General features: G+C 55.5%; 10 protein-coding genes. 9 read left to right on the top strand and 1 reads right to left on the bottom strand.

Annotated features, from left to right (window positions below; genetic code table 11):
• On the bottom strand, window positions 1–337 hold a 337-nt coding region (locus tag LQZ19_RS02715; RefSeq protein WP_411046106.1), incomplete at its 3' end, for an Rpn family recombination-promoting nuclease/putative transposase.
• Between the two features lie 473 nt (window positions 338–810).
• Here LQZ19_RS02715 and LQZ19_RS02710 point away from each other — a divergent pair.
• From LQZ19_RS02710 to LQZ19_RS02670, 9 genes are all read left to right on the top strand, one after another.
• Window positions 811–1,551 carry a YebC/PmpR family DNA-binding transcriptional regulator gene (locus tag LQZ19_RS02710; protein WP_411046105.1) on the top strand — a complete coding sequence of 247 codons (741 nt, stop codon included), beginning with the start codon at window positions 811–813 and terminating at the stop codon, window positions 1,549–1,551.
• Complete coding sequence (ruvC, locus tag LQZ19_RS02705; RefSeq protein WP_411046104.1) at window positions 1,538–2,080, top strand: crossover junction endodeoxyribonuclease RuvC; 543 nt, start codon at window positions 1,538–1,540, stop codon at window positions 2,078–2,080. The genes LQZ19_RS02710 and ruvC overlap by 14 nt, the downstream gene beginning before the upstream one ends.
• Before the next feature lie 100 nt (window positions 2,081–2,180).
• The gene (locus LQZ19_RS02700; RefSeq protein ID WP_411046103.1) at window positions 2,181–2,654 is read left to right on the top strand and encodes a chemotaxis protein CheW; all 474 of its coding nucleotides are present in this window, start codon (window positions 2,181–2,183) and stop codon (window positions 2,652–2,654) included.
• A 34-nt stretch (window positions 2,655–2,688) separates the two neighbouring features.
• The gene (locus tag LQZ19_RS02695) at window positions 2,689–3,789 is read left to right on the top strand and encodes a DegT/DnrJ/EryC1/StrS family aminotransferase (protein ID WP_411046102.1); all 1,101 of its coding nucleotides are present in this window, start codon (window positions 2,689–2,691) and stop codon (window positions 3,787–3,789) included.
• 14 nt (window positions 3,790–3,803) lie between these two features.
• Entirely contained in the window at window positions 3,804–4,694 is an 891-nt protein-coding gene (locus LQZ19_RS02690) for an NAD(+)/NADH kinase (protein WP_411046101.1), read from the top strand.
• Window positions 4,687–6,444 carry a DNA repair protein RecN gene (recN, locus tag LQZ19_RS02685; RefSeq protein WP_411046100.1) on the top strand — a complete coding sequence of 586 codons (1,758 nt, stop codon included), beginning with the start codon at window positions 4,687–4,689 and terminating at the stop codon, window positions 6,442–6,444. The genes LQZ19_RS02690 and recN overlap by 8 nt, the downstream gene beginning before the upstream one ends.
• 7 nt (window positions 6,445–6,451) lie before the next feature.
• A complete protein-coding gene (locus LQZ19_RS02680; RefSeq protein WP_411046099.1) occupies window positions 6,452–7,297 on the top strand; it encodes a hypothetical protein in 846 nt (281 codons plus the stop codon).
• Window positions 7,287–9,095, top strand: a complete 1,809-nt coding sequence (locus LQZ19_RS02675; protein WP_411046098.1) for an ABC transporter ATP-binding protein — start codon at window positions 7,287–7,289, stop codon at window positions 9,093–9,095. The genes LQZ19_RS02680 and LQZ19_RS02675 overlap by 11 nt, the downstream gene beginning before the upstream one ends.
• On the top strand, window positions 9,088–11,232 hold the full coding sequence (locus LQZ19_RS02670) for an ABC transporter ATP-binding protein (RefSeq protein WP_411046097.1): 2,145 nt from the start codon (window positions 9,088–9,090) through the stop codon (window positions 11,230–11,232). Before LQZ19_RS02675 ends, LQZ19_RS02670 begins: the two co-directional genes overlap by 8 nt.
• The last annotated feature ends 133 nt before the right edge of the window (window positions 11,233–11,365 follow it).

Raw genomic sequence — 11,365 nt, 5'->3', positions numbered from 1 at the left:
CCTGGCCCCAGTTGTCCCCCCGCTTAATCTGTTCGGTGACCATTTTGACGGCATACTCGGTAAGCCGTTTGCGTAGACCGCCATAGGCGGAGACCTGTATTTCCACGTCGATTACGATACCCGTTTTGGTTCGAACTTTAACGTCCAAAACCCCTGCTTTGTCGCCCTCAAACTCCCGTTTGAGATTGGGGTCCACAACGGTTAGACTATCGTATTCCGCCTCGGGCAGATTCAGGGCAGCCTTTAAAAACCCTGCAAGAATATCAATATTCCTCTGGTCCCCGAAGATGAGTTTGAAAACATAGTCCACCATAATTTTGAGCAATGGTTTTTTCATAAAAACCTCCTGCCCCAAATAGGGAGTTAGCCCCTGATTTTGCTTTAGTCTGCGGAAAAATATTTTTGTTTTTTGATCATATCAAGACCCATTCCTATACTGCAATCCAGGACCCCCCCCCATGGGAGAGAAAAGCCGGCTATGAGCCCGGCTTGAACAGGAAAAAAGACCGCAAAGGCGACAAAGGCGAATACGTACACGCCACTCCAGTATGTGATCCCCCGGTAAATCCCCCCTTCTTCGTCCTATGTAACAAAGGCGGGCGCACCCCTCCCCACGCCCGTTTTGCCGACAAAGTACAGAGAAAAGAGGGCATTTACCGCCCACTGGACAGAGACCTACTTTCTTGCTACACTACCCAAATATAAGACGTACAAGGAGTTATGCGAAACGTTGTTTCGCTTCGATTGAACTGCATTTTTAGAACTAGCCGCAGAGGCGGCTAATTCCAAAAATGCCAAGTAGGAGTTATCATGTCCGGCCATAGTAAATGGGCGACTATTAAGCACGCAAAAGGCGCCGCCGATGCAAAACGCGGCCAAATTTTTACCAAGCTGATCAAGGAAATATCCATTGCCGCCAGGATGGGCGGGGGGAGTCCCGACGCAAATCCGCGTTTACGGACCGCTATTCTCAAGGCCCGGGGCGCCAATATGCCCAAGGATAACATCGACAGGGCCATCAAAAAGGGTACCGGCGAGTTGGAAGGGGTCAACTACGAAGAGCTGATCTACGAAGCCTATGCCCCCGGCGGGGTGGCGATCTTTATCGAAGTCCTGACGGACAATAAGAACCGGGCCGCTGCGGATATACGCAATATGCTGACCCGGGCGGGTGGGCAGCTTGCCACCTCCGGATCGGTTTCACGGCTCTTCAGGCGTCAGGGGATCATCACCGTTGATGGGGAAAAGTATACCGAAGATCAGATCATGGAGATTGCCCTTGATGGGGGCGCCGAGGATGTGGCCCTTTCCGATGGGATTATCGAGATTACCACCTCCCCGGAAGACTTTGAGCCGGTACTTAACGTGATCAACGAAAAGGGTATCGAGACCATGAGCGCTGAGGTGAGCATGGTTGCCGAAGCCGAGGTAGCCCTTGAGGGGGACGCCACGGGCAAGGTGGTCAAGCTTATCGATAGGCTGGAAGAAAACGAAGACGTGCAGAACGTGTATTCCAACCTGGAAATACCCGAAGGTTTTGAGTCGGAGTAAGAAGTCCGGGCTGCTGGCCTTAGCCGGCCAGGCGGCGCGGACCGTGACGGTACGCCGTATCCTGGGGGTCGACCCGGGCTTGTCCTCCGTCGGCTGGGGGCTTGTGGAGATTGGGGGCAGCCGGATTCGGCATATCGCCCACGGATGCATTGAAACTAAGGCGGATCGCCCACAGGCGGAACGCCTTTTTTCGATTTATACGGCGTTTCGGGAGGTTTTGGCGGCCTATGAGCCCGTCGAATCCGCCATGGAAACCCTTTATTTTGCCCGGAATGTGTCCAGCGCCATGCCGGTGGCGGAAGCCCGGGGGGTGCTCGGTATGGCCCTGGCGGAATGGGGGCTGCAGGTACGGGAATTTACCCCCAATGCGATAAAACAGGCCGTAACCGGGGCGGCCAGGGCGGATAAGTCCCAGGTTCAGGAAATGGTCAGGTTTATCCTGGGGCTGGAGGATATCCCTAAACCGGACCACGCCGCAGACGCCTTGGCTTCGGCTATTTGCGCTGCCCACACGCTTTTTATCGAATAAGTTGGCGAATTATCCCGAAAGACTTGAAGAAAGATGATTTCGATAGTACAGTAGATGGTAAGGAACAATACGGTTTCAATAGGAACCGCCAGGAGTTGCAATGGCTGACCAGAATCAATTAGTTACCTTTCAGCTTGGGGAAGAATTATACGGGATTAATATAATGGACGTAAAAGAAATCGTCCGCGTCCAGGAAATCAGGGCGATTCCCAATGCTCCGGGTTATGTGGAAGGTATTTTCAACCTCCGCAGTGAGATAATTCCGATTATCAACCTCCATAAACGGTTCCACTTAAAAAGGATGCTCAGTTCCGAGGAAGATGAATTGTTGTCCGGTTTTATTATCCTCGATATCGATGGGATGAAACTGGGGGTAATCATAGACCGGGTTTCCCGGGTTGTAACTATTGAGCGGGAAGAAATTCAGCCGCCTCCCCAGATGCTCAGCGGTATCGGGGCGGAGTATATAAAGGGAGTCGTCCGTCAGGACCACGGGTATCTTATCATCCTGAATATACGGGATCTCTTTAATGCCAAGGAACTGCAGAAAATCGCGGATCTTAATAAACGCTAATGGACTTTAGTCCTCCGACACCCGAGGTAATTACATGAAAATCGAAGTTTACTCTCCGACCATCAGGCGTAAAGAGATGGACGCGGTTCTTACCGCCCTGGTGGAGGATAAGATTGGCCCCGGGGAACACGCCCAACATCTTGTGCAGATTGCCAAGGAACGGCTTCAGTTTGATTATTCCCTGGCCCTCCGGAGTCCCGCCATCGCCCTTTCCTTTGCCCTGCGTACCCTCAACTTAGAGCAGGGGCAGGGGGTGATTATTTCCGCCCTATCCCCAAGATATTACAAACAGGTGATCGAAGATCTCGGCCTGGTTCCCGTTTATACGGATGTGATGCCCTCGTCAGCCTCCATGGGCCCGGAAACTATTGAGGCTGCCCGTTCCCGGTCCGGCGGGCCTGTTGCCCGGTGCATTGTTCTGCACCATACCCTGGGCTATGTGCCGGATATGGCCGGCATCCTGGGTCTGGGGCTGCCTGTTATCGAAGACCGGTCCCAGAGCTATGGCGCCCTGTCCGCCGAACGGCCCCTGGGCCCCGCCGCTGCTGAAGCCGCTGCCGCCGAGGCTGCCGCTACGCAAGCTCCGCCGGAGCCGCCCTATCCTTCCGGGGCGCTTACCATACTGGGGCTGGAAGAGAAGGATCTGCTTACCGCCGGGGGAGGGGCTCTGCTCTACGCCATGAGCCGCCGGGATGCGGGGGTGCTGCGGAACTATGCGGAACTGCCCCCGGAGTACGGGCTGCCGGATATGAATGCCGCCATGGCGGTGGTCCAGTTTCGGGAAGCCTCGCGGAACCTGGAAAAACGGCGGGAAATCGCCAAGATCTATGCCCAGGCGAGCCTCCGGACCCGGCATAAGCGTTTCGTTCAAAATGATACCTTCGAATACAATAACTACGCCTTCTCCCTGGTCCTGGAAACCGGTATGAAGGATGTAAAGGCTTATGCCAAGCGGAAGGATATCGCCGTGGAAAGCGCCCTGGAGGATACCCTCATGGGCGCAGGTCATGTTCCTACCGAACTTTGCCCGGAATCCTATTCCTTATCACTCAGGACCGCCCTCTTTCCCCTCTACCCCCGGCTCAGCGGGCCGGATATAGAGAAGGTCTCCAAGCTCATTTTGACCCTGCCATAAATAAGGATTGCAGGATGGGAGAAATCAAACGGGCATTGTTGATTGTTAACATCCTCAAAGAAAACTCCCGGTCCCTGGGTAAAACGATTGAGGCGGAACTGCGCCGCCGGAATATAAAAACCCATTCCTTTTTCTTCGATGGCCAGGGTGATTTTAAACCCGATGGGGAGTACGATTGCTGTTTCAGCCTGGGCGGGGACGGCACGGTCCTCTACGCTGCCCGGACCCTGGCGCCCCTGGGGGTTCCCATTTTCCCGGTAAACCTGGGTTCCCTGGGCTTTATCGCCGCGGTCCACCCGGAGAAATGGATACAGGTTTTTGAATCCTGGCTCCGGGGAGAGGCGGCTCTTTCCCGCCGGCTCATGTTGGAGGTTCGGGTGGAACGGCAGGGCAAAACCATAGCCCGGGGTACCTGCCTGAACGATGCGGTAATTTCCGCTCTGGGGATAGCCAAGCTTTTGAGCATGGGTGTTGAATCCGTTTCGGAGCCCGGCGGGGGAAAACCCATACGCCTGGGGCATTACCGGTCCGATGGACTTATCGTGGCCACACCCACCGGTTCCACCGCCTACTCGGTGGCCGCCGGGGGGCCCATACTGGACCCGGAACTGGCGGCGGTGATTATCAACCCCCTTTGTCCTTTTACCCTGTCTAACCGCCCTATGGTGGTACCGGCCCACGAAACGGTGATCGTGGAACTGGAAAGCGAACAGCGGAGCGGCATACTCCTCACCGTGGATGGCCAGGTTACGGAATCCCTGGAACCCCGGGACCGGATCTTCATACGCCGCTCTCCCCGGGATGCCCTGCTTATTGCTTCGGACCGGGAGGACTTTTACCGGGCGCTGCGTACCAAGCTCAACTGGTCCGGCGGATCTTTAACCGGCGAGGTGGGACATGCTTGAGGAACTCAATGTCCGCAACTACGCCCTGATCGACAACCTTTCGGTATCCTTTGAGGGGGGGCTCAATATCCTCACCGGGGAAACCGGGGCGGGAAAGTCTATCATTGTGGGCGCCCTGAGTTTTCTCCTGGGCGCCAAGGCGGAGACTTCGGTGATCCGCACCGGCAGCGAGGAGGCTTCGGTATCGGCGGTGGTTTCCATTCGGGAGGACAACCGGGATGCGCTGGACTGGCTTGCAAGCCGGGATATTGCAGCCGAGGATGGGCGTATCATCGTCCGGCGGAATATAAAAACTTCGGGGCGTTCTTCGATATATATACAGGATGCGCCCCTTAGCCGGAATGACCTGGAGCAATGTATGGGCCTCCTTTTTGATCTCCACGGTCAGCATTCCCACGAATCTTTGCTGCATAAGGAAATCCACCGGAAATACCTGGACCGATTCGCCGGCCTTGAGAACGAAGCCGCCCAGTTCAACGGAATATTCCTGAACCTGGCGGATAAAAAGAGGACCCTGGAGACATCCGCCGCCAATGAGCGGGACCGGGACGCCCGGCTGGAGATACTCCGTTACGCTATTGAAGAAATTGACAAGGCGGCGGTGAAAAACGGGGAGAGCCGGGAACTGGAGGCCGAATCCAAACGGCTGGCTTCCTTTGAAAAACTGGCGGGGCAGGTAAATTCCGCCGCCGCCGCCCTGTTTGAAGATGAGCCTTCGGTGTTGTCCCTGACCCGGCGTGTCCGCACCGCAATGGATAATGCCGCCGCCATCGATGGGGAACTTTCGGCCATGCAGCAGCGTACGGAGAATCTCTACTACGAGGCTGAGGATCTGGCGGAGGAATTCCGCTCCTACCGTGATGCGCTCCGCTACGAACCGGGCCGGCTGGAGGAAGTGGAGGAGCGGCTCGCCCTGCTGTACCGGCTGCGGAAGAAATACGGGGGGGCGGCTTCCGGCTCCGGCATCGAAGAAGATGGCATACTGGCCTACAGGAATGCTGCGGAGGCGGAAATTGACGCCCTTTCCAACGCCGGGGAAAACCGGGGAAAGCTGGGCGCGGAAATTGCCCTGCTGGAGAAGGACCTTGCGGGACGGGCTTCGGCCCTGGGTGCAAAACGGCGCTCCGCCGCGGCTAAACTGGGGGATAGGATCAGCACCATCCTCAAGAGCCTTGGTATGCCCAACGCCCGTTTTGAGGTGGGGGTGAATAACCGGGGACAAAGCGCCGAGCCGCAAAAGACATCCATGGTAATCGGTCCCTGGGGCGCGGAGGACGTGGAATTCCTCATTTCCGCCAATGCCGGGGAGCCGCTGAAGGATCTGTCCCGCATCGCCTCCGGGGGGGAACTTTCCCGGGTGATGCTGGCCATCAAAACGGCCCTCACCGGGGAGCATACCGGGGCTGTCTCCGATTCTAAGCGAATCTCCGATTCGCAGGAAACCTTGGTTTTCGATGAGATCGACACCGGCATAGGAGGAGAGGTTGCCCTGGCGGTGGGGGACTACCTCCGGAAGATCGGCGGCATTAAACAAATTTTCTGCGTAACCCATCTTGCCAGTATCGCCGTTCGGGCGGATAATCATCTGAGGGTTGAGAAAAAGACCGGGGGAGGCAGGACCACCACCGTAATTTCAGTGCTCTCCGCCGATACGCTCCGGGGGGAAATTGCCAGGATGCTGGCGGGAGACGCCGGGGGTGCAGCGGCCCTGGCCCATGCGGATGAATTACTGAAGAAATACAAGAAATGAGGATACAATGCCGAAGACTTCCAGTATTGAACTGCGCCGATATTTGGAACGGATCGGCAGTTTTAACCAGGTTATTGCTGAACTCCTGAGCCGGGAAAAGGAAACCATGTCCCAGATCCGTCAGGATAGCGGGGAAGCGGGCATGAAACGGGTCGCCCTTGCTGATGATATGCTCAGCCTTACTTCTAACTATATTATTGTGAACGGTATTTCTCTGGCCGTACTGGGCGCCAAGAACGAGGAAGCCCTCAATGACGCCCGAAAATCTCTTTACAAATGCATCATCTACCTGGAAAAGGTGGTGAGTAATTATGTTGACGCTCCCTTCTCGGACTACGAGGAAAAACTCGCCGGGATTGCTCCCCTGGATGCCGCCGCCCGGTACCTGCTTGTCCGCAAGATCGGGCTTGGTATCCAGCTTCTGGAAGATGCCTATGGGGATAAGACTAAATGGAGGTGGTCCTTCGTTGAACTTGAGGGGCGCTTTGCGGCGGTGGCAAAAAACATCATGGATTTGAAAAAGGCGGTGGTTAATACGGATCCCCGTTCTCCGGAATATGAACCCACGGTATACCATCTGCGCTTGATAAAGAAACTGTTGTCCCAGACGGCGGACCGGTACCGGGAAAAATATGAATTATCCACAAAGAATATTGAAGATTTTAATACGGGGATACATTTTCTTTCGGCCCTTCGCAGGCTCTACAGTGTCCTTGGACCCAGGGAAGAGACGGAGATGACCAAGAAAAAACTGGATATTTGGAATGCCAAGCTTGAAGCGGATGTCAGGAAGAATCTGATGGTTCCTCCAAAAAGAATACGCGATGAAGATGACAGCGATAATGAAGCGTAGGACCTCCATCCGGGAATACAAAACTATTTTACCCTATCTTGCCAGGTACCGCGCGCAGTATTTCCGGGGCTTTATCTGTCTCCTCTTCGTGGATGCCGCCCAGGTACTGATCCCCCAGTTTGTGCGCCGGGCGGTGGATTTGATTTCTATCGCCAGTATTACTGACACCGGCAGCAATAATCCTGTGGGGAATCGTATTTTTCTTCTTTGTCTTGGCATGGTTGGGAGTATGCTTCTTGTCTGCGGGGGGCGCTTCCTCTGGCGTTATTTTATCCATGGTTCCTCCCGGCGCATAGAGACGGAACTGCGGGGCAGGCTCTTCGATCATCTCCTTGTTTTGTCCTACGATTTTTACCAAAAAAACAAAATTGGGGATCTTATGGCCCGGGCCACCAGTGATGTGGGGGCGGTACGGATGGCCATCGGTATGGGTCTGGTAGCCCTGGTGGACGGAACGATTCTAGCCACAGCAATCCTGATTATTATCTTTATCCAGGACCCCCGGACCGCTGCCTGTGCGGTGCTTCCCCTGCTTCCTATTACGATACTGATACTCCTCTTTGGGCATAGGGTAGGAAAGCAGTTCCAGAAGGCGCAGGAAACCTACTCCGCCATGAGTGATGCGGTCCAGGAAACCTTTGCGGGTATCAGGGTGATCAAATCCTTTGTGAAGGAATTGTGGTTTATCAAAAAATTTGCCGACACCAATGATGATTACCGGGACGCCAACATGGAATTGGTCAAGACCTTCGGGCTATTCTTCCCCCTCATCACCTTCCTTTCGGGGCTCACTTCCCTGATCCTCCTCCTCGTGGGGGGGCGCCGGGTGGTGGAGGGTCTCATGAGCCCCGGGGAACTGGTGGCCCTTTTTAGCTATTTCCAAATGCTTATCTGGCCTCTTATGGGCGCGGGGTTCATGGTAAATATGATACAGCGCGGCGCCGTGAGCCTTGGCCGGGTTAACTCCGTTCTGGAGACGGAACCCTCCATCGTTTCCCCTGCGGTGGTGAAGCGGCCGGGACCGGGGACTGCGGTAAACGAAATTGAAATACGGAACCTGAACTTTGCCTATGGCGATGCGAATGTTCTGGAGGATATCACCCTGAACATACCCCGGAACAGTTGGGTGGGTATCCTGGGCCGTACCGGTTCAGGAAAGTCCACGCTGCTCAAAACTATGACCCGCATGGTGGACCCCCCGCAGGGCGCAGTATTTGTGCGCGGCGTTGATGTGCGGGAATGGGACCTGGAGGAACTACGCGCCCTTTTCGCGGTGACCCCCCAGGATAGTTACCTTTTTTCGGATTCCATAGGCCGCAATATTGCTTACGGTCTTGAGTTCCCCGATGAATCCCGTATCAGGGAAAGTGCGGAACTGGCCGCCCTGGACCGGGACCTGGCGGGCTTTGCCCGGGGATGGGAAACCACCATCGGTGAGCGGGGACTTACCCTTTCGGGGGGGCAGAAACAGCGGACCGCCATTTCCCGTTCTTTAATCATGGGCGCCGAAATCCTTATTCTGGACGATTCTCTTTCTGCGGTGGATGCGGAAACGGAAAAACGGATACTCCGGGGTCTTCTGGCGGAACGCGAGCGGAAAATCCGGGGAAGCCGCGGTTCTACTGCGGTGATAGTTTCCCACCGGGTCTCCACCCTTGCCTACGCAGATATTGTGCTGGTGTTGGAACAGGGCCGGATTGCAGAAAGCGGTTCTCCCCGGGAGCTGCTTGAAAAAGGCGGCTTCTACGCTAAGATGGCGGAGCTGCAGCGGCTGGAGCAGGGAGAGGGCCATGGCTGATTATTTTGAAACCGAAGATGTGGTAAAGGGCTACGACAGCGACCTGGTCCGGCGCATCATGGGTTACATAAAACCCTACCGCCTTTTGAGCTGTGTCATACTTTTTACCCTGGCATTTTCCACTCTGGGCGAATTGGTCATCCCCATTTTCCAGCAGCGGCTCATCGACGATGCCATTCTGGCCCGGTCCATTCTCCTCCGTCAAGGCGGAAATACAAGCCTCTCTTCTGAGGCGCGCAAGTCCCTGGATCAGATCAGTAATATTAAGCGCAGTATCGCTGTTGGAACAAATATTTTTATACCCCAGAGCCGATCCTTCCTTACCGGTTCGTCCCGGAGTATTAGCGCTGCGGCGGAGAGGGAACTGCGTTCTGCGGGTATCCTGGACAGCGAACAGTGGTATGCCTTTACAGTAGGGCCGGAAGATCCCGCCATTGCGGTAATGGAAAGCCGGGGTGAGCTTTTTCTCCGGGGTAAATCACCCGCCGGCGCTGAAACTGCGGCCATAAGAACCGCCGATCTTTACGCCCTTCCGGTTGATCAAATTCGGGCAGTCCGGGGCAGGGACTTTTCCCGCATATTCTTTACCGTAACGGAGATGTTTATCATCCTCGCCCTGGTCTTTGTCTGTACCTTTTTCCAAACCTGGACCACCTCCCTCATAGGACAGCGGGCCATGAAGGAAATACGTCTGGCGTTGTTTAAAAAAACCGCCTCCCAGTCCACAGCGTTTCTGTCCCGGCATCCTGTGGGCAGGATCGTTACCCGGCTTACCGGGGATGTGGAAACCCTGAATGAATTTTTCACCACCGTCCTGGTGGCCTTCATCAAGGACCTTTCTGTGATGGTTGGGGTACTGGCGGTTCTTTTTGTGCTTGCCCCCAAGCTGGCCCTGGTGGTCCTCCTGCTCCTGCCCCCGGTGCTGGGGATCACCGCAGTGAGCCGCATTAAAGCCAGGGACGCCTTCCGGCAGCAGCGGGTCGCCTCTTCCCGGGTGAACTCTTATCTTTCGGAGCGTATCTCCGGAATCCAGGTGGTACAGCTCTTCCGGGGCGGGAAGAAAAGCAGCGGGGAATTTGCGGAACGTAATAAGGAACTCCTGGACGCCAATCTGGGGGAAATGTACGTCTTTGCTACTTTTAGGCCCCTGGTAGAATTCCTCTCCACCCTTACGGTAGCGGCGGTGATCGTGGTGGGCGCCAACATGGTCTTTAACCTTTCCCTTTCCCTGGGGGTACTTATCGCGTTTATCAATCTGGTGGCGATGTTCTACGCCCCGGTGATGGATATTTCGGAAAAGTATACCCTCCTCCAGTCCGCCATGGCCGGGGGCGAACGGGTCTTTAAGCTCCTGGACACGGATGAACATATCCCCAATACGGGAACCCATTCCGTTGAAGGTTCCATCCGCGGGGATATTACCTTTGAAAATGTACAGTTTTCTTACAAAGACGGGGAAGGGGTACTCAAGGATCTTAGTTTTACGGTGAAGGCCGGTGAGATGATAGCCATTGTGGGCTATACCGGCGCAGGAAAAACTACTATTACTAATGTGCTTGCCCGGCTCTGGGATATCAATTCCGGGCGCATTACCCTGGACGGCATCCCCATTACCGATATCCCCCTGGGGGAGCTGCGCCGTTCGGTACTTCCGGTTTTGCAGGATGTATTCCTGTTTTCAGGCGCCGTGGCGGATAACATACGCCTGGGACTGCCACTCACGGACGCCCAGGTGGAGGAAGCCGCCAAAGCTGTCCATGCCCACGAATTTATCTCCCGTCTCAGTGAAGGCTATCAGACTAAGCTTTCCGAAGGGGCCGCCAATATATCCTCGGGCCAGCGTCAGCTCATCAGCTTTGCCCGGGTTATTGCTCATAACCCTGCGGTGGTGATCCTTGACGAAGCCACCAGCTCCGTTGATACCGAAACGGAACATCTGATCCAACTGGGCCTTCTGAAGGTCCTGGAAAACCGTACTTCCATTGTCATTGCCCACCGGCTCTCCACCATCCGCCACGCCAGCCGTATCCTGGTCCTTTCCGGCGGCCGCCTGGTAGAACAGGGGACCCACCGGGAACTGATAGCCCAAAACGGCTTGTATGCGGGGCTGTATAGATTGCAATATGAAGGAGATTAACTGCGGACCTCACGGACCTCACGGACCTCACGGATGAAGAAGGAAGAACTGACAGGCGGTTTGGCAAAGACGGGGGGAGGGAGGGGCATCCCTGACCGAGCACGCTTGTAGAGTCTGCTTCCGCAGCCCCGCT

The sequence above is a fragment of the Treponema primitia genome, assembly GCF_046533075.1.
Taxonomy (GTDB): Bacteria; Spirochaetota; Spirochaetia; order Treponematales; family Breznakiellaceae; genus Termitinema; species Termitinema primitia_B.
Note: the sequence above shows the minus strand (reverse complement) of the source record. Positions and strands in the feature narration are given on the sequence as shown.